This is a genomic window from Nocardia sp. NRRL S-836 (genome assembly GCF_001279525.1).
Classification (GTDB): Bacteria; Actinomycetota; Actinomycetes; order Mycobacteriales; family Pseudonocardiaceae; genus Lentzea.
Genome location: NZ_LGDY01000150.1, coordinates 135,765 through 156,350, shown reverse-complemented (window position 1 = coordinate 156,350; position 20,586 = coordinate 135,765). Strand labels below are relative to the sequence as shown.

The 20,586-nt window shown below is 71.3% G+C and carries 20 protein-coding genes; 5 read left to right on the top strand and 15 right to left on the bottom strand.

The features are described from left to right. On the bottom strand, positions 1 to 741 hold the full coding sequence (locus tag ADL03_RS41040; protein WP_053739054.1) for a ribonuclease activity regulator RraA: 741 nt from the start codon (positions 739 to 741) through the stop codon (positions 1 to 3). Between the two features lie 176 nt (positions 742 to 917). On the opposite strand from ADL03_RS41040, the gene ADL03_RS41035 reads away from it, so the two are divergent. Further along, positions 918 to 1,391 carry a hypothetical protein gene (locus tag ADL03_RS41035; protein WP_053739053.1) on the top strand — a complete coding sequence of 158 codons (474 nt, stop codon included), beginning with the start codon at positions 918 to 920 and terminating at the stop codon, positions 1,389 to 1,391. Between the two features lie 4 nt (positions 1,392 to 1,395). Here ADL03_RS41035 and ADL03_RS41030 read toward each other — a convergent pair whose 3' ends face one another. Both ADL03_RS41030 and ADL03_RS41025 read right to left on the bottom strand, forming a co-directional pair. Further along, entirely contained in the window at positions 1,396 to 3,342 is a 1,947-nt protein-coding gene (locus tag ADL03_RS41030; RefSeq protein ID WP_053739052.1) for an ABC transporter ATP-binding protein, read from the bottom strand. Positions 3,343 to 3,362: 20 nt separating this feature from the next. Continuing rightward, positions 3,363 to 3,953 carry a TetR/AcrR family transcriptional regulator gene (locus ADL03_RS41025; protein WP_053739051.1) on the bottom strand — a complete coding sequence of 197 codons (591 nt, stop codon included), beginning with the start codon at positions 3,951 to 3,953 and terminating at the stop codon, positions 3,363 to 3,365. Between the two features lie 195 nt (positions 3,954 to 4,148). On the opposite strand from ADL03_RS41025, the gene ADL03_RS41020 reads away from it, so the two are divergent. Further along, positions 4,149 to 5,216: a spore photoproduct lyase family protein gene (locus ADL03_RS41020; RefSeq protein WP_053739050.1), complete on the top strand. Its 1,068-nt coding sequence runs from the start codon at positions 4,149 to 4,151 to the stop codon at positions 5,214 to 5,216. 13 nt (positions 5,217 to 5,229) lie between these two features. Here the strand turns inward: ADL03_RS41020 and ADL03_RS41015 are convergent, their stop codons facing one another. Further along, entirely contained in the window at positions 5,230 to 6,441 is a 1,212-nt protein-coding gene (locus ADL03_RS41015) for an MFS transporter (RefSeq protein ID WP_063798883.1), read from the bottom strand. Positions 6,442 to 6,575: 134 nt separating this feature from the next. Here ADL03_RS41015 and ADL03_RS41010 point away from each other — a divergent pair, with 134 nt between their 5' ends. Both ADL03_RS41010 and ADL03_RS41005 read left to right on the top strand, forming a co-directional pair. Further along, a complete protein-coding gene (locus ADL03_RS41010) occupies positions 6,576 to 7,466 on the top strand; it encodes an oxidoreductase (RefSeq protein WP_053739090.1) in 891 nt (296 codons plus the stop codon). Between the two features lie 34 nt (positions 7,467 to 7,500). Further along, on the top strand, positions 7,501 to 8,295 hold the full coding sequence (locus ADL03_RS41005; protein WP_053739049.1) for an alpha/beta fold hydrolase: 795 nt from the start codon (positions 7,501 to 7,503) through the stop codon (positions 8,293 to 8,295). Positions 8,296 to 8,315: 20 nt separating this feature from the next. Here the strand turns inward: ADL03_RS41005 and ADL03_RS41000 are convergent, their stop codons facing one another. The 7 genes from ADL03_RS41000 to ADL03_RS40970 form a co-directional block, all read right to left on the bottom strand. After that, the gene (locus ADL03_RS41000; protein WP_053739089.1) at positions 8,316 to 9,725 is read right to left on the bottom strand and encodes a DHA2 family efflux MFS transporter permease subunit; all 1,410 of its coding nucleotides are present in this window, start codon (positions 9,723 to 9,725) and stop codon (positions 8,316 to 8,318) included. 88 nt (positions 9,726 to 9,813) lie between these two features. Next, on the bottom strand, positions 9,814 to 10,653 hold the full coding sequence (locus tag ADL03_RS40995) for an LLM class flavin-dependent oxidoreductase (protein WP_053739048.1): 840 nt from the start codon (positions 10,651 to 10,653) through the stop codon (positions 9,814 to 9,816). After that, complete coding sequence (locus ADL03_RS40990) at positions 10,650 to 11,384, bottom strand: class I SAM-dependent methyltransferase (RefSeq protein WP_063798885.1); 735 nt, start codon at positions 11,382 to 11,384, stop codon at positions 10,650 to 10,652. The genes ADL03_RS40995 and ADL03_RS40990 overlap by 4 nt, the downstream gene beginning before the upstream one ends. Continuing rightward, positions 11,384 to 12,235 carry a class I SAM-dependent methyltransferase gene (locus ADL03_RS40985; protein ID WP_053739046.1) on the bottom strand — a complete coding sequence of 284 codons (852 nt, stop codon included), beginning with the start codon at positions 12,233 to 12,235 and terminating at the stop codon, positions 11,384 to 11,386. Before ADL03_RS40985 ends, ADL03_RS40990 begins: the two co-directional genes overlap by 1 nt. A gap of 33 nt (positions 12,236 to 12,268) precedes the next feature. Beyond that, complete coding sequence (locus ADL03_RS40980; RefSeq protein ID WP_053739045.1) at positions 12,269 to 13,936, bottom strand: hypothetical protein; 1,668 nt, start codon at positions 13,934 to 13,936, stop codon at positions 12,269 to 12,271. Beyond that, positions 13,933 to 14,361, bottom strand: a complete 429-nt coding sequence (locus tag ADL03_RS40975) for a hypothetical protein (protein WP_053739044.1) — start codon at positions 14,359 to 14,361, stop codon at positions 13,933 to 13,935. Before ADL03_RS40975 ends, ADL03_RS40980 begins: the two co-directional genes overlap by 4 nt. Next, on the bottom strand, positions 14,358 to 15,917 hold the full coding sequence (locus ADL03_RS40970; RefSeq protein ID WP_231642824.1) for a hypothetical protein: 1,560 nt from the start codon (positions 15,915 to 15,917) through the stop codon (positions 14,358 to 14,360). The genes ADL03_RS40975 and ADL03_RS40970 overlap by 4 nt, the downstream gene beginning before the upstream one ends. Positions 15,918 to 16,032: 115 nt before the next feature. On the opposite strand from ADL03_RS40970, the gene ADL03_RS40965 reads away from it, so the two are divergent. Next, positions 16,033 to 16,836 (top strand): serine/threonine-protein kinase, encoded by an 804-nt coding sequence (locus ADL03_RS40965; protein WP_197289103.1) that lies wholly within the window; start codon positions 16,033 to 16,035, stop codon positions 16,834 to 16,836. A 355-nt stretch (positions 16,837 to 17,191) separates the two neighbouring features. On the opposite strand, the gene ADL03_RS40960 is transcribed toward ADL03_RS40965, so the two are convergent. From ADL03_RS40960 to ADL03_RS40945, 4 genes are all read right to left on the bottom strand, one after another. Then, a complete protein-coding gene (locus ADL03_RS40960; RefSeq protein ID WP_063798882.1) occupies positions 17,192 to 18,502 on the bottom strand; it encodes an MFS transporter in 1,311 nt (436 codons plus the stop codon). 85 nt (positions 18,503 to 18,587) lie between these two features. Next, the gene (locus ADL03_RS40955) at positions 18,588 to 18,785 is read right to left on the bottom strand and encodes an MbtH family NRPS accessory protein (protein WP_053739042.1); all 198 of its coding nucleotides are present in this window, start codon (positions 18,783 to 18,785) and stop codon (positions 18,588 to 18,590) included. After that, positions 18,785 to 19,933 (bottom strand): VCBS repeat-containing protein, encoded by a 1,149-nt coding sequence (locus ADL03_RS40950; protein ID WP_053739041.1) that lies wholly within the window; start codon positions 19,931 to 19,933, stop codon positions 18,785 to 18,787. Before ADL03_RS40950 ends, ADL03_RS40955 begins: the two co-directional genes overlap by 1 nt. Further along, positions 19,930 to 20,583, bottom strand: coding sequence for a DUF6875 domain-containing protein (locus ADL03_RS40945; RefSeq protein ID WP_157529709.1), 654 nt, complete (start codon positions 20,581 to 20,583; stop codon positions 19,930 to 19,932). Before ADL03_RS40945 ends, ADL03_RS40950 begins: the two co-directional genes overlap by 4 nt. Between the last annotated feature and the right edge of the window lie 3 nt (positions 20,584 to 20,586).

Genomic DNA, 20,586 nt, shown 5'->3' with positions numbered 1-20,586 from the left:
TCAGGCCTTGCCCTGTTCGGCGCGCCACCGCTCGTACTCCGGCCGCGCCTCGTCCGAGAGCGGGTAGTACCGCCGCAGGTCACCGCCCTCGGACAGCCGGATGCGGGAGAACTCCTCCCATTCCGCGTGGTCCTGGGCGACGGCCAGCACGGCGGCCGCGAGCTTGACCGGCACCACGACCGCCCCGTCGTCGTCGGCCACGACGATGTCACCCGGCTCGACCAGCGTGCCGCCGCACGCCACCGGCACGTTGACAGCGGTCGGCACGATGTCGGTCTGCGCGTGGTAGTTCGGTGTGGCGCCGCGGATCCACAGGCCCAGCCCGAGCTCCTTGGCCTCGCCGATGTCGCGCAGGCACCCGTCGACCACGACACCGGCGCCGCCGCGGCCCTTGAAATAGGTCAGCATCATCTCGCCGAACACACCGCTGCCCATGTCACCGCGCGCGTCCACGACGATCATGTCACCGGGCTGGGCGTGGTACATGACGTGCCGGTGCAGCTGCTTCTCCGGCTCCTCGTACTCGTCGACGGGGTAGAGGTCCTCCCGCTTCGGCATGAACTGCAACGTCAACGCCGGCCCGGCCACCCGCAGACCGGGCGTCACCGAGACCGGGCCGCGGATGAACGCGCTGCGGATGCCCATCCGGCTGAGCTCGGCGCTGGCCGTCGCACTGCCGATGGCCGCGAGGCCCGCGCTGAGCTCGGCTGGCGGGCGAACGATGTCGTGCGTCTCGACCACGTCGGTGGCTCCCTCGGATCCGCGCTGACCGCAACTGCTCGGCGAGTGCCGGCCTCCTGTCGAGCCTAGTGCGGCGAACCCCGGTGGTGGCGCTGAAAAATCGCCGGTTCGCAGCCCTGGTCACCCACTGCGGTCCGTGCGACCGTCGTGAGGTGGCCAGCGGGGGAGGACCGGCGATGTACTCGGACCCGACGATGGCCCGCATCGGCGAAGCCGTGGAGCTGCACCACCACCGGGGTCAGCGGGACGCCGCACGTGCGCTGTTCGCGCGGATCTGGGACGACATCGGCGGCGACCAGGGCGACCCGCTGCACGTGTGCGTCCTGGCGCATTCCATGGCCGACGTGCAGGACGACGTGCACGAGGAACTGGCCTGGGACCTGCGGGCGCTGACCGCGGCCGGCCTGGTGACCGACGAGCGGGCGGCACAGGCCGGCGTGACCCTGTCCGTGGCCGGCCTGTACCCGTCGCTGCACCTCAACGTCGCCGACTGCTACCGCAGGCTGGGCGATCCCGACCGGGCCCGCGACCACCTCCGGCGGGCGCAGGCCACGGTCGGCGCGCTCGGCGACGACGGGTACGGGCGGCTCATCCGGGGCGGTCTGGACCGGCTGGCGCAGCGCCTGTCCGCCGAGCCGCCGCAGCCGTGACGGTTCAGCTGGGCACCTCGTCCAGATAGGCCTGCGCCTGCAACGTGAACAGCTCGGCATACCCGGCCTTGGCCGCCATCAATTCCTCGTGCGTTCCGTACTCGGCCACCCTTCCGTGCTCCAGCAATAGGATCCGCTCGGCCTGCCGCACGGTGGAGAACCGGTGCGAGATGTACAGCGTCGTCCGGCCCTCCGACAGCTCCCGCAACCGCGAGAACAGGTCGTGCTCGGCCCGCGCGTCCAGCGCCGACGTCGGCTCGTCGAGCACCAGGATCGGTGCCTCGCGCTGGAACGCCCTGGCCAGCGCGATCTTCTGCCACTCGCCGCCCGACAGGCTGACCCCCTGGTCGAACCAGCGGCCGAGCGGGCTGTCGTAGCCCTGGGGCAGCCGCTCGATCCGTTCGTCCGCACCGGCGCGGCGGGCCGAGTCCTCGATGTGCGGCCGGTCTTCGAGCCGTGCCAGGTCGCCGAGGCCGATGTTCTCCGCGGCCGTGCCCTGGTACGTCACGTAGTCCTGGAACATCGCGCTGATCCGCGTGCGCAGCTCCACGGGGTCGTACTCGCGGATGTCGACGCCGTCGAGCAGGATGCGGCCGCCGGTCGGGTCGTAGAGCCGGCAGAGCAGCTTGAACAACGTCGACTTGCCCGCGCCGTTGCGGCCCACCACCGCCACGGTCTCGCCGGGCCGGATCTCGAAGCTCACGTCGTCCAGCGCGGGCTCCTCGGCGCCGGGGTAGCTGAAGGTCACCGAGTCGAACTCGATGTGCCCCTCCACCGTGGACGGCATCGGCCGTGGCGACGGCGGCGCCGTGATCTCCGGTTTCGTGTCCAGGAACCGGTACAGCGTGTCGAGGTAGAGGTTGTTCTCGTACATCCCCGAGAACGCCGTGAACAGCCCGGACACCGACGCCTGCACCGACGCCGCCGCTGCCGTGTACAGGGCCAGGTCGCCCAGCGTGAGCCGACCGCCGACCGCTTCCAGCGCGATGTACAGCGTGATCGCCGAGCCCGCGAGCGTGCTGAGCAGCCCCCACGACGTCGAGCTGATGTTGCGGTTGATCGTCAGTTTCCGCTGCCGCTCGTAGGAGACGGTGCCGAGCTTGCGGAACCGGTCGACGAAGTACGGGCCGAGCCCGAACAGCTTCGTCTCCTTGGCATAGGTGTCCGTGGTGACCAAAGAGGACAGGTAGTCCATCCGGCGCTTGATCGGCGACATCATGAAGGTCAGCCAGAACGCGCGCGAGCCGTACCTGGACTGCGAGATGAACGCCGGGATCGGTGCCAGCAGCGCGACCAGGGCCAGCAGCGGGCTGATCGAGACGAGCAACGCGATCATGCTGGCGAACGTGATCAGCGTCCGCACCAGCCCCAGCGCGGAGTTCATCATCGACAACGGCCGCGTCGGCGCCTCCTGCGCGGCCTGGCGCAGCATGTCGTACGACGTCGAGCCCTCGAAGTAGGCGAGGTGCAGGTCGCTCGCGTGCGCCATCACCCGGTGGCGGATGGTCAGCGTCATGCGTTCCTGCAGCAGCGTCTGCGCGATCGACGTCAGCGCGCTGCTGACCGCGGTCGCGGCGAGCACGCCGAACTGGAACAACGCGACGTTCGCGATGTCACGGGTGGTGCCGCGGTGCTGGATCGCCGCCACGACGGAGTCGAGCAGCAGCTTCGCGATGTACGCGGTCACGGTCGGCAGGAGCCCGGACAGCAGCGTGATCAGCGCCAGCACGACCGTGAGCGCCGGGCTGGCCTGCCACGTCAGCTTCGCGACCTTCGGCAGGCCGCGGACGGTGCCCACCACGGACGTCCGCGCGCGCTGCAACCGGGAGCGCAGGTCCTTCGGCTCGTCGTCCTGCTTCGGTTCGGGGATGTCGACCGGCCCGGTGAGACCGCTCTCCTGCACCGTCGAGGCACGCCGCCGCCGTGCGCGCCGGCCCAGCATGAACTCCATGCCGCCCCCGCCACCCGGTATCACTCGGCCTCCACGGCGCCGTGCAGGAAGAAGTCGACCACCTGGCGCGTGGTGGGCGCCTCGACGTCCGCCGCCAGCCGGCGGCCGCCGAACAACAGGGTCAGGAACAGGGCGGCGAGCTGCTCGGGTGGCAGCCGCAGCCGGTGCTCCTCCGGCCTGAACAGCTCGACCATCGCCCCTCGGATGGCGGTCATCGACTCGCGCCGCCCGCCCTTCCCCGTGCCGCTCCGGTCCTTGAGGCGCTGCTCGGGGTCGCGGTGCTTGATCCGGCCGGACGCGTGCAGCGCGCTCATCAGCGCACCCATCCGTTCGAGGTGCGCGCCGAGCGCCTCGGCGGCCTCGACGAGCCGGTCCTCCAGGGGCTGGTCGGTGGGGATCTCGGCGATCGCGTCGAGCACGTGGTCGGGCCGCAGCGCCTCGGCGGTGCAGGCGTCGAACAGCTCGTCCTTGTCCTTGAACGCACGGAAGATGGTGCCCTCTCCGATGCCGGCGGCACGGGCGATCTGGCTGCTCGTCACGTTCGCGCCGTGCTCCACCAGGAGCGGCAGCACGGCGTGCACGATCATGGCGCGCCGGTCCTCGGCGCTCATGCTCGGCGCTCTTCGCCGGGTTTCGGATGTCGGTGTCATGCACCCATGGTGCGGAGTGAGCGCTCACTCCGTCAAATGGTTTCGGCCGGATCCGGCCGGTCCGGACGTGATGTGGAACACCATCGCGGCCACCGCTACGCCTGCGCCCTCCCGGGACCGGCCGTTTTTGTCGGTGTCGTCCGGACACTGCGAAGGGTGGACACCTCGACACCCCTGCTGAGCCCGACCCGGATCTACGTGGAGCCCGCCGCGGCGCTGCTGCCACGCGGCCGTGCGGTGCTCGACCGGTTCCCCGACGCGGAGCGGGTCGAGGTCGACAGCCACTGGCGCATCCCCGAGCTGCACGGCGACGAGGCCAACGCGCGGCGGTGGGTGCGGATCAAACGCGAGGCGCTGGTGCTCGGGGTGAAGAAGTCCCTGAGCGCTCGCCCCAACGGCCGTTCGGCGCACTTCATCGCCCCGTCCACGGCCAACGGGTGCGCGATGGCCTGCGCCTACTGCTACGTGCCACGCCGTAAGGGTTACTCGAACCCGATCACGGTGTTCGCGAACATCGAGCAGATCACCGGCTACCTGGCCCGCCACGTCGGCAGGCAGGGCCCGATGACCGAGCCCGGCCAGATCGACGACCGGGCGTGGGTCTACGACATCGGCGAGAACTCCGACTGCTCGGTGGACGCACTGGTCAGCGACAACGTGCGGGACCTGGTGCGGCTGTTCCGCGACCTGCCCACCGCCAAGGCGTCCTTCGCGACCAAGTACGTCAACCGCGACCTGCTGGGGTGGGACCCGCGGCGCCGAACCCGCGTCCGGTTCTCGCTGATGCCCGAGCGCGCCGCGAAGCTGCTCGACATCCGCACCTCGCCGATCGCCGAGCGCCTCGCCGCTCTCGACGACTTCCACGCCGCCGGCTACGAGGTGCACGTGAACCTCAGCCCGGTGGTCGTGTACGACGGCTGGCTGGAGGACTGGCGGCACCTGTTCGAGTCGCTCGGGGACGCGACCGCACCCGCCACCCGCGACCAGCTCGCCGCCGAGGTCATCATGCTCACCCACAACCAGCCGCTGCACGAGGTCAACCTGCGCTGGCACCCGCGGGCCGAGGACCTCCTGTGGCGGCCGGAGCTGCAGGAGGTCAAACGCAGCGAGGGAGGCGGGGTGAACGTCCGCTACCGGCGTGGGCTCAAGCGGGAGCTCCTCGACTCCTTCCTCGCGCTCGCCGAGGCCCACGCCCCGTACCTGCGCGTCCGGTACGCCTTCTGAACCGGGCCGGTGGTCAGCCGGCGCTCGCCAGGGCGCGGTTGGTCAGCGCGGGGGAGAAGGCCAGCGCCACCAGGACGAGGAAGATCCCACCGGCGACGTACGGCACCTGAACGGTGAACGCACCGGCGAGAACGCCACCGAGCGCCGCACCCACCGGCCCGCCGATCATCACCACCAGCCGGCTCGACGACAGCACCCGCCCCAGGACCGCACGGGGCACGATCTGCTGGCGCAGCGTGCTCACCACGACCTTCTCCGCGGCCATCAGCGCACCGGTCAGCACCATCATCGCCGCCGCGACCCACGGGTCGGCGACCAGGCCCAGCACCGCCACGGCCACACCCACGCCCGCCTTGGCGGTGAGCAGCACGGTGCCGGGACCGCACCGCCTGCTGACGGCCCCGGCGGCCAGTCCACCGGCCGTCGCGCCGACCGCCGTGGCCGTGAGCAACAGACCGAACCCGAGGTCCGGCAGGCCGAGGACCTCCTTGGCCAGCAGCGCGAGCATTGCGAACTGGGCGGTGACCACGACGTTGCCGAGGCAGGACACCGCGGCCAGCGCCCGCAGCGTCCGGTTGCCGAACAACCACCGGACACCCTCGGCGATCTCGCTGCGCACGCTCCGGCGCGGGGCAGCGGACGCCTCCTCCGCCCGGGTGTCCGGCCGGATCGAGAGGATCAGCAGGCCGCTGGCGGCGAACGAGAGGGCGTTGCCGGCGAACGGCAGGAAGTTCCACACCCCGAACAGCGCCGAGCCGAGCGGGGGTCCCGCGAAGTCCTCACCGTTGCTCTCCGCCGCGGCGATCCGCCCGTTCGCCGTCGCCAGGTGCCGCGGCTCCCGCACCACGAGGTCGGGGACGGCCGACTGGGCGGCGAGGTCGAAGAAGACCTGGCCGACGCCCAGCAGAAACGCCGCGAGCACCAGCTGCACCAGGTCCACCCGCGCGGCCAGGACCAGCACCGCGAGAACGACCATGACGGCGAACCGGCCCAGATCGGCCCACACCATCACCCGCCGCCGGTCCAGCCGGTCCACCACGACACCGGCGTGCAGCGAGAACAGCACCCACGGGGCCTCGGCGGCCACGACGACGAGGCTCAGCGCCAGCGGGCCGCCGTTGCTCTGCAGGGCCAGCAGGGGCAACGCCGCGGCGTGCATGCCGGTACCGGTGGCCGACACGAGCGTGGCGCCGAAGAGCCGGTGGAAGCGCCCTCCCAACCGCACCGCGTCGTCAGTTCCCTTTGCCGGCACTTCGAAAGTTCCTCCGCTCGGTCCCCGAACAGACGACGCTAGCGTTGATCACCGAAACCGTGCTCACAGTTGCCGACGACCGGTCCACGGCGCCTAAGCTGGCGATCATGACGAAGTGGACCGCCGCCGACCTGCCCGACCTGACCGGTCGCACCGTCGTGGTGACCGGTGCCGCCAGCGGGGTGGGCCGCGGCACGGCGACCGCGCTCGCCGCCGCAGGCGCCCGCACGGTGCTCGCGGTGCGCGACGTCGCCGCCGGCGAGCGGGCGGCGGCCGCCATGCCCGGCACCACCGAGGTCCGCGAGCTGGACCTGGCGAACCTGGCGTCGGTGCGCGCGTTCGCCGAGGGCTGGCACGGCGGGCTCGACGTCCTGGTCAACAACGCCGGGGTGGCGATGACCCCGTTCGGCCGCACGGCGGACGGCTTCGAGCTGCAGTTCGGCACCAACCACCTCGGCCACTTCGCGCTGACCAACCTGCTGCTGCCCTCGATCACCGGCCGCGTGGTGACCGTGGCCTCGGGTGCGCACAGGGCAGGCGCGCTCGACCTCGACGACCTCGACCTCGCCCGCTCCGGCTACAGCCCGGTGAAGGCCTACGGCCGTTCGAAGCTGGCAAACCTGCTGTTCACCCTGGAGCTGGACCGCCGCTGCCGCGAGGCCGGGTCGTCCGTGCGCGCGCTGGCCGCCCACCCCGGCTACACGGCCAGCAACCTGGGCACCAAGGGCCGCAACCGGCACCTGGTCAAGGTCGTGCACCTGGCCGGCCGCTACCTCGCGCAGACCGAGACCCAGGGCGCGCTGCCGTCGTTGTACGCCGCCACCCAGGACCTGCCGGGCGCCAGCTACGTCGGCCCGGACGGCCGCTTCGAACTGCACGGCCACCCCGCGCTGGTCGGCCGGTCGGCGGCGGCCAGCGACCCGGTGCTGGCACGGCGGCTGTGGGAGGCGTCGGAGCGGCTCACCGGCGTGACGTTCCCGTTGACCGCGAAGCCCTGACCCGGCGCTCGGGACACGTCCTGGGAGGCCCGCGATGACCGACCCGAAGGCCCTGACGGCCACGGCCGTGGTCGAAGACGGCACGGAGATCGCCTACCACCGGTGGGAACCCGCGCCGCAGGTCGAGGCGCACCCCGTTCCGGTCGTGCTGCAGCACGGGTTCACCGCCAACACGATGGTGGACTGGGCCCGTCGTGGCACGGTCGCGGCCCTGACCGCGGCCGGGCGCACCGTCGTCGGCGTCGACGCCCGTGGCCACGGCCGGTCGCAGAAGTCGCCTGACCCCGGCCGGTACGGCGAACACCGCATGGCCCGCGATCTGCGCGCCGTCATCGCACTCCTCGATGTGCCCGCGGTGGACCTCGTCGGCTACTCGATGGGCTCGATCGTCGCGCTGCTCGTCGCCGCCGAGGAACCGGAGGTGCGCCGACTGGTCGTGGGAGGGGTCGGCGCTGGGGTCCTGGAGGTCGGTGGTGTCGACACGCGCGTGCTGCCCAGCGACGTGCTCGCGGAGGCGTTGCTCGCCGACGACCCGAGCACCCTGCCACCGGAGGTGGCGGGCATGCGCGCGTTCGCGGCGGCGGTGGGCGCGGACCTCCCGTCGTTGGCGGCGCAAGCCCGGTCGGTGCACACCGGGGGAGTCGACCTCGCCCGCATCACCGCGCACACCCTGGTCATCGCGGGTGACCGCGATCCGCTCGCCGCCCGGCCCGAGGTGCTCGCCGCCGCGATTCCGCACGCACGGGTCGTGCTCGTCGCCGCTGACCACGGCACCGCTCACAGCACGCCGGACTTCCGTGCCGCAGTCGTGGAGTTCCTCCGGGACTGAGCACGCCGAGCCGTTCGCCGCTACGCCTTCTTCTCCGGTCCCGGCAACAGGAACCCGGCCACGACGACCAGCGTGGCCGCCGCGAACAGGCACCAGAACGTGCCGCCGTACGCCACGGCGGGCGTGTTCGAGGCGAGCTGGCGTTGCAACACGAGTGCGACGATCGCGATGCCGAACGCCGCGCCGAGCTGGTTGAGCACCATCGTGGCGCTGGTCGCGCGCGGCACCATCGGGCCGTCGACCGTGCGGTAGAGGGAACCCATCGTGGGCGCGCCGATGCAGCCGACGCCGAAGCCGGCGGCGAACGTCCAGAACACCAGCCACGCCACCGGGGTCGTGGTGTCGGCGTGCACGAACACGAGCGCGGTCAGGGCGTTGAGCAGGCCGCCGATCGGGGCCATCACGCGCGCGCCGAAGCGGGCGCCGAGCTTGCCCGCCACCGGGTTGCCGATCAGCGCACCGGCGCCGAGCGGGGCGAGCAGCAGGCCGACCGAGAGCAGGCCGAGGTCGCGCACCTCCTGGTAGTACAGGGGAATCAGGAAGAGCAGGGAGAACAGGATCACGCCGAGCACGGTCATGCCCAGCGCGCTGGCGGTGTAGGCCCAGCGGCTGAACAGCCGCGGGTCGATCAGGGGCGTGCCGGTCGTGCGCAGCGCGTGCACGAGGTAACCGGCCAGCAGCGCCACGCCGACACCGATGGCCGCCAGCACCGGGACGGCACCGAAACCGCGCTCACCGGCCTGCGACAGGCCGTACATCAGTGCGGCACTACCGGGGCACAGCAGCGCGATGCCGCGCACGTCGACGCGTTGCATGCCCTCGTGCGCGGGCTCGTCGGCGGGCAGGTAGAGCCACGCCAGCACGATCGCGCCGACGCCCAGCGGGACGTTGATCAGGAACAGCCAGTGCCAGTCCAGGTTGGCGAGGATGACGCCACCGAGCAGCGGGCCGAGCACCGGGCCGACGGTCACCGCGCCCAGCACGCCCATCAGCTTGCCGATGCGCGGGGGACCAGCCGCGCGCACCAGCAGCGCCAGCATGATCGGCTCCAGCAGGCCGCCGCCGAAGCCCTGCAGCACCCGGAACACGATCAGCGACGTGGCGGACCAGGCGAGGCTGCACAGCACCGAGCCGATCACGAACGCGACCAGGCCGATCAGCCACATCCGCTTGCCGCCGAACCGGTCGATCGCCCAGCCGGTCACCGGGGTGACGGCGGCGACCGCCAGCAGGTAGCCGGTGGCCACCCACTGGACGGTCTCCAGGCCGGTGCCGAACTCACCGCGCAGGGTGTCCACGCCGACGTTGACGATGGTGGCGTCGAGGAACGCCATCATGCCGCCCAGCACCATCACCAGGATGAGACGGACGAACGGCCAGTCGAAGTCCGTCTTCGCGTCGCCGACGGTCCGGACATCGCTGTCTGACATGAACACCTCTTGCGTCGATCTGCACAGTTGCGTGCGCGAGAGGTCACTGAACGTGCTCCCCACGGCACCAAACGAACATATCGGTAAGTCAGCGGAAAACGCCAACCACCTCCTGATGCAACCGGGTGATCTCCTCACGGAGATCGTGCGGAGGCCGCGCCGGCACCAGGATGACGTGCACCGCGCCGCCGTCGCGGAACTCGCCGATCCGGTCGACGACCGCCTGGTAGCCGCCGAACGCGTAGATGTCCGACGTGGCGAAACCCGGCTTGTGCCTGCGGACCTCGTCGTCCAGCTGGGGCATCAGCCAGTCCGCCCCGTCCAGTGACGGCGGCACGTAGACCACCTGCACGGCGTGCGTCACCGGCTTGCGGCCACCGCGTGCCGCCACCAGGTCGTCGATCATCGCCCGCTTGGCCGCGAACTCGCTGGGCGCGATGAACGACGGCACCCAGCCGTCGGCGAGCGCGGCCACCCGGCGGGCGGCGCGGTTCGAGTGGCCGCCCAGCCACACCGGCGGCCGTGGCAGCGATTCGTCGGCGTCGAAGTGCGCGGCCAGCTCGACCAGCAGGTCCTCCATCGCGGCGGCGGCCTGCCTGCGGTCCTGGATGATCGCCTCACGGGGGCCACCGAGCCCGAGCTGCGCCACGAACCGGCCGCGTGACAGCCGGGCGAGCTCGGAGAAGCGCTCGGCGAGCGGCCGGGCGGGCAGGCCCGCCGCCACGAGGACGTGCGGGCCCACCTCCAGTGCGGTGGTGCGCTCGGCGGCTCCCTCGACCAGGTCCAGCACCGGTGGCAGCGAGCCGTTGGTGTTGTAGAACCACGCCGAGTCGAAGCCGACTTCCTCCACAGTGGACAGGAGGTCCCACAGCCGCTGCGGGCCGGGGTCGGCCCGCAGCGTCGTGCCGAAGCAGAACCCGAACTTCATCGGTTCTCCTCGATCGGCCGGTAGAGCGAGATGTGGGACCGGTCGCTCGCGAAGAACGGCCTCGTGCGCGCCCAGTCGCCCCACCGCCCGGCCAGCCGCATCCCCGCGAGCTCGGCCATCAGGTCGAGCTCGCAGGTGGACGTCAGCCGCAACGCCATCGGGTGCATGCGGGTGCCGTCCTCGCGCATCACCACGTGCTGCGCGAAGTAGTGCTGGTGCACCGGGTCGTACTGGGCGGCGAGCAGGTGCAGCTCGTCGGAGGTCATCCGCAGCACCTGCAGGCCGGCCCCGGTGAACGCCGCCGGGTTCGCCTCCTCGACGACCAGCACGCCGTCCGGCGCCAGGTGGCGGCGGATGTTGCGCAGGCACAGCTGCTGGGTGTCCGCGCCCGCCAGCTGCAGCAGGGAGTTCACCACCAGCACGACCTTGAACTCACCGGAGACCGGGCAGTCCACGAAGTCGCCGAGCACCGTCTCGACCTGTCCGTCGGGATCCTTCTCCCGCAACCGGTCCAGCATCTTCTCCGAGACGTCGACGCCGGTGACCTTGAGCCCGCGCGCCGCGAGCGGCAGCGCGACCCGGCCGGTGCCGACGCCGAGCTCCAGCACCGGGCCGCCGTCGGCGAGCTCGGCCACCGTGTCCACCGTGGACGTCGGTTCCCACGCGTGGTGCACGCGGTCGTAGACGTCCGCCATCCGGTCGCCGTAGGTCGCCTGACCGTAGCCCTGCATCACTCGCCCTTGCGGCGAGCGGCGACGATCATGTGCGTGCCCGCGTCGATCGCACCGGACGCGCGGCACGCCTCCATCTCCCAGCGGGTGAACGCGTCGAGCACCTCGGGGTCGGTGAGCAGCGACTCGTCCAGCAGCGGGGTGTCGGCGGACAGGAAGTTGGTCGCGGACGCCGTGACGACCTCGCAGTCGCGCGACTCCAGGTGCTCGCGCAGCTCGTCCCACGTGAAGAAGTGCGTGGTGAGCAGCTCGACGTCGGCCTGCACGCCGGTGATGTCGCCGGTGGCGACGGCGTGGTCGATCGCGCCCAGCTGACCGCCGGTGGCGGCCATCGGCAGGATCAGGCCCAGACCCGCACGCAGGTAGCCGAAGCGGGAGGTGACGCTGACGACGACGGTGCCGCCGGGGCGCACCAGGCGCACCAGCTCGTCGAACGCCTCCGGGATGCGGTCGAGCACGCAGCTCAGCACGCTGCCCACGCACACCACGACGTCGAAGCTGCCCGAGGCGAACCGGCTGAGGTCGACGACGTCGGCCTGGTGCCAGCCGGTGACGTTGCCGTCCAGGCCGGCCTCGCGCACCTTCTGCTCGTTGATCTGCAGCTGCACGTCGGACAGGTCGCAGACGGTGACCTCGGCGCCGGCGCGGGTCATCTCCAGCGTGAAGCGGCCCGGTCCGGCGCCCACCTCCAGCACGCGGTCACCCGGCTTGACGGCCTCGCCCAGGATCGTCCGGTGGATCCGGTAGTTGATCTTGTTCTCGAACGAGCTCTCCAACCTGTCCCACTCGCGCGCGCCCCAGTTGTTGTAGAAGGAGCGCGTGGTGTCGGGGCGGTAGCTGGCAGAGGTCATCGGTCTTCTCCTCAGGTGGTGTGGTGCGGAGGGTCAGTGGACGTTGGCGGCGTGGAAGGTGAGCTCCCTGGTGCCGAGCCGCACGCGGCTGCCGGACACCAGTGGGAACGCCTGGCCGGGGGCGAGCTTGATCCAGGTGGCGCTGTCCGGTTCGCACACCTGGGTGCCCTGGGGCAGCCCGCGGTCGACGACGGTGACGTCCCAGCCGTCGAGCACGACGTCGGCGTGCGCGTCGCCGAGCAGGCCGGTGCCGTCGTCGAGCGCGAGCGGGCGGGCCCGGCCGTCGCGCACCTTCTGGTCGACCTGCGGGGAACGGCCCAGCACGAGGTCGTGGTCGAGCACGCTGGACACCCCGTCGTCACCGATGAGGTAGCCCAGCTGCGGGCGCGGGCCCTGTCGTGGTTCGTGCGTGAGTCCGTGCATCGCGGCACCGCACGTGGCGCAGTAACGGGCGTCCGGACGGTTGAAATGTCCCTGGCGGCAATGGATTCCCCACACCAGCGGCGCGGAGACGGCGGCGGACTGGACCGCCTCGCCGGGCAGGTCGGCGGTGCGCCGGTCACCCGCCTGCGGCGTCGAGGCGGTGGCCTTGGTGCCGCGGTGCAGCAGCCTGCGGGTGCCGGGAATGGCGTCCAGCGCCAGCACGCCGGCCCCGATCAGCAACGCCACCACGCCCGCGTCGATGAGCAGCGGAACCTCGCCGACCAGCAGCTCCTCCGGCAGCAGCACCGACTGGACACCGAACACCAGCGCGGCCTCGGGCACCGCCTGCGCGAGGAACAGCCACTTCGGCCAGTCCCCGGCGGACCTGCGGCGCTGGAGCAGCTGGTAGATCGGGTCCCACAGCACGACGCCGAGCACGGTGAGCAGGCCGAGCGCGACGAACGTCATCAGGTACGTCTCGGTGAACGTTGCGAAGCCGACCGGCAGCACGAGCGACAGCAACGCGGTGGCCGCGCCGCCGACGACGACACTGCTGATCAACCGGGCGGCGACCCTCGTGCCGTACGACGGGTTCGGAGCGTCGCTCGTCTTCGTGGCCGCAGGGGTCGCCGGCTGCTGCCACGCGGGCGGCGGCACGGGACGCGGCGCCGGGGTGGCCGCGTGCGGGAAGGACGGCACCGGCCGGCTCGCCGCGGCCGGAGGCGGGGTCATCGTGGCCGGGGACGGTGCCATCGCGGCCTTCTGCACCATCGGAAGTGGTTGTGCCGGAAGGGTGTTCGACGCCGGGGCGACCGCCGCGACCGCCACGGCCATCTGCTTGAGCACCAGTCCCGAGCCCGACACCAGACCGGACCGCACCGCGACGCCACCGTCACGGGACTGCTCACCGGCCGGGTGCAGCGCCAGCTCGCCGACGTCGTCCGGCGCGTCGTAGCGCTGCAGCTTGCCGACTTCCGGGCCGCGGGCGTGGAACGACGCGGACGGCCCGTCCGCCGCCACCTCCAGCGGGCCGTGCAGGTAGACGGCCATGCCGTCACCGCAGTTCACCACCGCGGCGAACGGCGAGAGCTCCGCCGGTTCGTCGGTGCCGAACAACGCCTCCAGCCGCGGTGCGACATCGCCGCCCTCGGTGAAGACACCGATCAGGCGGTCCTGGGCGGGACCCGCGTCCTCGGGCAGCAGCAGCACACCGGACGGGAACCGCCCGACGAGCCCCTCACCCGGCTGAACGGACAGTGTGTAGTCGTCGAGTTTCACAGCAGTCTCCCCCCACGGAAGCGCCAGCGGACGGACATGACGCGCAGCGGCCCGTGCAGGCACAGGAACACCACGAGCCAGGTCGTGCCGAAGTGGATCAGGAACGGGGTGGCGCGGACGTCGACGTCCAGCGCGCCGAGCAGGAAGAACACCAGCAGGCCCTCGGGCACCCCTTCGAGCAGGGTGAAGATGGCCGGCCAGTCCTTCTCCCAGCGGAACTGCTGCAGGAACTGGTACAGCGGCTCCCAGAGCACGACACCGGTGACGGCGACGAGGCCGAGCGCGGTGAGCGTGGTGCGGTAGGTCTCGGCGGTGGTGGCGAAACCCACCGGCAGCAACGGGGTGACGAGCAGTGTCCACAGCAGACCGGCGGTGCACAGCACGAACAGCCGTGACTGCAGCCTGCCCAGCAATGTCGGGGTCACGGCGCCACGTTCCTCATCCACCTGAACCACTGCGAGATCGACCGGCCGGTGCCGATGCGTTCGCAGAAACCCAGGTCCGCCAGCTGGTCGGCCGCGCGCAGGGCCGCGTACTGCAGGCCCAGCAACGAGTCCGCCGGCGCGTAGTAGGCACCCTCGGTCGCGGCACCCGCGGCGAAGAGCCGTCCCTCGCCGCTGCGGCACGACTGCACCTCGAAGCCGGGGGTCACGTCCAGGCGGCCCCACAGGTTCCGCGCCGCGCCACCGACCTCGACCAGGTCGTTGAGCAACCGGTGGTCCTTGAGCTCGCCGACCAGCCCGGTCGCGTCGATCAGGTAGTCGGCGTCCAGCCGGCGCACCGAGCCGGTGTCGTTGTCGCGGTAGAGCACACCGAGGCCCTCGCCCGCCGGTTCGACCCGCTCGACGGTGCCGCCCACGGCCCGGTAGCTGCCGTCGGCACGGGCGCGGGCGAGCTGACGCTGCCAGCCCTTGCGCCACGGCGTGGTGGACCCCTTCATCAGGTCCCACATCTCCCGGCGCTGCTCGCCCTCCAGCTTCTCCAGCCGGACCTTGAGCTGCCCTCCCCACGCCGCCTTGGGCCAGTTGAAGCCCTGGTGCGCGAAACCGTGCCCGCCACGGCGGCGTTTGAACGGCGAAGACCCCTGTGGACCGTCCACATAGGTCCGCAGCAGGTGGATGATCCGCGTCTGCGTGCCGTACTTCTCCTGGTCGTTGAGCAACCGGTGCAACACGGCCGACGCGGCGATGCCACCACCGCGCACCACGACCGTGCCGCCACCGCGGCGCACCACGTCCAGGTAGGCCTGCTCGTGCGGCTCGTAGGCGTTCACGAACCGGCCGGTGTTGCCGTAGCGCTGGCGGAACTCCTGCATCTCCGGCAGGAACCGGATGCTCGGGTAGCCGACGGCCAGGTGCACGTGCTGGCTGCGGTAGAGGATCCGCTGCTTGTGCGCGCCCTGCGTGGTCAGCAGCGTGAAGTACCCGCCGCCGGCACGCCTGCGCACGAGCCGGGCCTGCCCCTTCGCCACCGAGTCCCAGTAGCCGACCCGGTCGGCCTCGCGCTGCAGACCGGCGAAGACCTCGCCCGCGAGCGGCGTCCAGTAATCGGTGAGCACGTTTTCGGTGAGCACGTTCCACAGCGGTGCGATGAATTCTTTGACGTTTCGCGCCCGGAATGCGCGCAACGTCGCGTAGCTGGGAAATCCCCACAGGTTGTCCGGCATCGACGACGCGTCGGAGCGGATGCGGAAATGCGGCGGCAACTGCGAGACGCCGGTCAGGTAAGCGTAGTTCTCCCACGGTTTGCTGAGCACCGTCAGCACCTTCACCCGATCGGCGGGCACGCCGGCGATGCGCAGGACGTCGATCATCGCGAACGATCCCATGCCGCCGCCGACGGTCACGAAAGGCACGTCCACCAGCGGAATCCCGCTCGCCGCCACCATCTCGTCGGTCCACACCGGACTGGCGAGGAGGGTGGCCGGCAACTCGGCCGCCGCGCTGGTCAACGCAGGCGGAGCCTGGTCTGTTCTGGGCACGATCACACCTCGGCGAAGTGGATTTTGTGGTTCGATGGACTGAGCTAACCACGGTGAATCAACGGCCGTACAGCGGTGATTTCCCGATGTAGGGTAGGGATAGGGGGCGGTCATTGTGGACGTACCACGGATCCCCGGTTTCCGGGTGCACGGCGAAATCGGTGGCTCGGGCATCAGCGCGGTCTTCCTCGCGGACGACGAGCTGCTGGGGCGACGGGTCGCGCTCAAGGTGCTGCGGCCGTCGGTGGCGGCGGACCCGCACTTCCGCGCGCGGTTCCTGCGCGAGGCGCGGACGCTCGCGGCGCTGGACCACCCGCACATCACGACGGTGCACGGCGCGGGCGAGGTGGCCGGCTCACCGTACGTGGTGCTGGCCTACGTCCACGGAGCGGACCTGCAGGACGTGCTGGACGAGCACGGCCCGCTCGCACCACACCGCACCGCGGAGGTGGTCCGGCAGATCTCGTCCGCGCTCGACCACGTGCACTCGCACTGCCTGGTGCACCGGGACGTCAAGCCGCACAACGTTCTCGTGGCCCGCCGCGCGGGGGACCGGTGCTACCTCGCGGACTTCGGCATCGCCGCACCCGCACGGCAACCGGGTTCGTCGGCACTGGGCCGGCCCGAGCGCTCGGCGGGGTCGCCGGGCTACGGCGCGCCCGAACAGCTGGCCGGGCTGCCCGCCGACCACCGCGCGGACGTGTTCTCACTCGGCGCGCTCACGCTGGCGTGCCTGACGGGCATGCAACCGTGGCGGCTGGCCGACGGGTCGGTGCGCTGGGACCAGGTGCGCGTGGTGCTGCCGTCGGCCGCGGTCGACATCATCCAGACCGCGATGGCGGCCGAGCCGGACGACCGGTACCCGACCTGCGCGGCGTTCTCGCGTGAGGTGGACGCCTGGGCGGCCCGGACCCGATGACGACTGGTGCGCGCGAACGGCCCGTTCGCGCGCACCAGCAGCGGTGCCCGCGAGGGTTGCGCACGGGGAGCAGCGGCCGCGAAGGTCGCGCATCACCGTGGCGACCACGCAGGTCACGCACGGCTGGCGCGCTTTCAGGCCTCTCGCGCACCTCGGCGGCGTCCGGCCAGGTCACGCCAGCCAGCCCGCCTGCGAAGCGCTCGCACACGACCGGAGGCCCCGCAAAGGTCAAGCAACCCCGTTGGTGTTTACGCAGCCCACGCACGGCCAGCGCAGCTCACGCATCACCAGCGGCGCCCGTGCAGCGCACGCACGCCCAGCGGCGCCCGCGAAAGCCGCGGGCGCCGCTGGGGAGTCACTTGCGGTCGGCCGGCGCACCCTCGGGGTGGTCCGTGAGGGCGTCCTTCGCCACGTCCTCGGGGTCCGGGTCCTGCTCGGGTGCCGGGTGTGCCCTCAGCGCCCTCGGCAGGAAGACCGCGACCAGCACCGTGCACGCCATGCCGCCGGCACCGGCGACGATCAGCGTGGTGGGCGCCGACGTGGCGTCCAGCAGCAGACCGCCGCCCACGTACGAGATCGCCGCGGCGAACCCGATGGTGCCGTACATGTTGCCGAACACCCGGCCCAGCATGGCCGGGGGCACCAGGCGCTGCAGCAGCGTGCTGGAGCCGACGTCCATGCCCGCGATGCCCAGGCCGCGGATCGCCTGCACGGTGAACGCCGCCGTGACCGCCCACGCGAAGCCGGTCAGGAAGTTGCCCGCGCTGCTCACCAGGAAGCCGCCGATGAGCAACGTGACCATCGACGCCTTCGAGGCGTAGCGGGTCAGCAGCGCGTACCCGATCAGCAGCCCGATGCCGACCGCGCCGAGCAGCAGGCCGACCGACGAGTCGCCGGACCGCAGCGTGTCCTTGGCCAGCAGCACGAGTGCCACGTCGTCCACGCCGTTGAACGCCACCACCGCGCAGAAGCCGATGGTGATGATGCGGATGGCCCTGGTGCGGACGATGTAGCCCAGCCCGGACTTCGCCTGCTCCAGCAGGGTGGCGTTGTCGCGGTCCGGGTCCGGCACCGGCGGCATCGAGCGCACCGTCGTGAGCACCAGCGCGGACAGGAAGAACGACGCCGCGTCGGCGATCAGCACGCCCTGCACGCCCAGGAACGGCAGCATGGCGGCCGCGATCAGCGGGCCGACCGCCTCCGCGGTGTTCGCGCCGAAGCCGATCACCGAGTTCGCGGTCTCCAGGTGCGCGCCGCGCACCATCGCGGGCACCGCGGACCGCGAGGCGGGCATGAAGACCTGGCCCGCGATCGCCCGCACCGCCACCAGCGCCAGCAGCAGCGGCAACGGCGGCAGCGACAACGCGATCAGCAGCACCAGGGCGCCCTGCGCCACGTCACAGCTGATCATCACCTTCTTCAGGTCGAACCGGTCGGCGATCGCGCCGGTGAGCGGCGCGATCAGCGACGGCACGAAGTCGCCCGCGAGCAGCAGCAACGCCACGGCGACGGCCTGACCTGTCGAGTTGGCCACGTGCAGCATCAACGCGACCATGCTCAGCGAGTCGCCGGCGTACGACACGGTCCGCGCGGTGAACAACGCGCGGAGCGGGCCGTTCGTCCGCAGCATGCGCCATGCGCCCATGCTGGTCTCGGCGGTCGACATCTGTCTCACATCCCCCGTGGTTCTGATTTCCGCAGCGCACAGAACGTGATGACGCCGCTGCGGTGAGTAGGATAACGCGCGGGGCTCACGGCGTTTCCGCCATGGCCCTGCGCAGGCTGAGCGGCCGCAGGTCGGTCCACTCCCGTTCGATCCAGTCGAGGCACTCGTCCTCGCTGCCGGTCACCCCGACCGTGCGCCAGCCCGACGGGGGCTCGCGGTCGGCCGGCCAGATCGAGTACTGCTCCTCGTGGTTGACGACCACGCTCATGTCCTGGCCGGTCATCACTTCACCGCCGCGTTCTTCCTGGGCTTGCCGCCGCTGGCCTGGTTGAGCAGGATCGACAGGTCGCTGGAGTTGTGGTTCACCGCGACGAGGTCCGCGCTGCCGTTGCCGTCGGCGTCCACGGCCGCGATGCCGCCGCGCGGGTCGTCACCGGCGTTGAACGTCTCGCCCTCGCTGAACCGGCCGGTGCCGTCACCGCGCAGGATGCTGAGGTCGTCGGTCGCCGAGTTGTTCGTCGCCAGGTCGAGCAGCCCGTCGCCGTTGAAGTCGGCGGCCACGACACCGGCCGGGCTGCCGCCGTTGACCGGGTAGCGGCGTGCTTCGGCGAACGAGCCGCCGCCCTTGCCGCGGAACACGGACACGTCGTTGGAACCGTAGTTCGCCACGACGAGGTCCACGTGGTCGTCGTCGTCCAGGTCGGTCACGAGCAGACCGGCCGGGTCGTCGGCGGTGGTGAGCAGCTCCGGCGCCCGGAACGCGCCCTTGCCCGTGCCGTACAGGATCGAGACGTCGTGCGAGCCGAAGTGGCCCAGCACCAGGTCGGTGACGTCGTCCTCGTTCACGTCCGCGGCGAGGATGCGGATCGGGGTGGCGGGCACCGGTGTCTTCACCGGTTCGGCGAACATGCCCTTGCCGTCGCCGAACAGCACCGAGATGTCACTGCCCTTGTAGTTGAGCGAGGTGAGGTCGGTGATGTTGTCGCCGTTGAGGTCGGCGGCCAGGATGCGCGCCGGGTCCTCGCCGCCGCCGAAGATCTTGCGGTCGGTGAACGAGCCCTTGCCGTCGCCGTAGACGACGGAGATCTTGCCGTCGAAGAAGTTCGTCACGGCGACGTCGACCTTGCCATCACCGTTGAAGTCCCCGTAGCCGATGTCGGACGGGTTCATGCCGACCACCGACTGGATCGGGGCGGCGTACCCGCCCTTGCCGTCGCCCAGCAGCGCGGAGACGGTGTTGGACAGGAAGTCGCCGGTGACGACGTCGACGATGCTGTCACCGTTGACGTCCACGGTGACCAGCGAGGCGGGGCCGCCACCGATCTTCACGGTCTTGGCACCGGCGAGCTCCGGCACCTCCGGCACCGAGCAGGCGGACAGCGCGAGGCCCGCGGCGGCGGTGGCGGCGAGCAGGCGGACGGTCTTGGTCATGACTTCTCCAGTTGGGTCTCGGCCTGCTGGAAGAGGCGGACGAGCAGCGGGTCGTGGATCTTGCCCGCGCGGTACTCGCCGGCGAACCGGCGGTGGTACTCGGCGAACCAGTCCGGGCGGTCGTGCAGGAACAGCACGTCGTGCGGGGCCATGTGCCGGATGACGAAGCACGGCACCGGCCCGGTGGAGACCAGGAACTCCGGGTTGCGCACCGCGGTCTCCTGGCAGGACTCGTAGAACTGGCCGAGCATCGCCCCGTTGCGCACCAGGTCCGACTTCGCGCTCTCGTGGACCTCGGCGAGGATGTGCTCGCGTTCCGCGGTGATCGCCGGGAAGGCGATGACGAGGCTGCGCTGCCTGCGCAGGTTCGCCGACGCGGGCGTGGTGGCGGTGAACTCGGCCAGGTAGGCGAGCAGCAGCGCGCGGACGGCATCGGGGTCGGTGCCGTCGATCTCGTCGTGCAGCACGATGCGCACCTGGTCGGACCGCAGCGACAACGGCACGAACGGGCACACCGGCCCGCTGCGGCCGATTTCCGGGTGCGGCAGGGAGATGTAGTCCTTGAGCCAGTCGAGCAACGCCACGGCGTGCCGGACGTCCGCGATGGACAGCTGGGTCTTCAGTGGTAGCGGTGGAGATTCCGCTTTCATCGT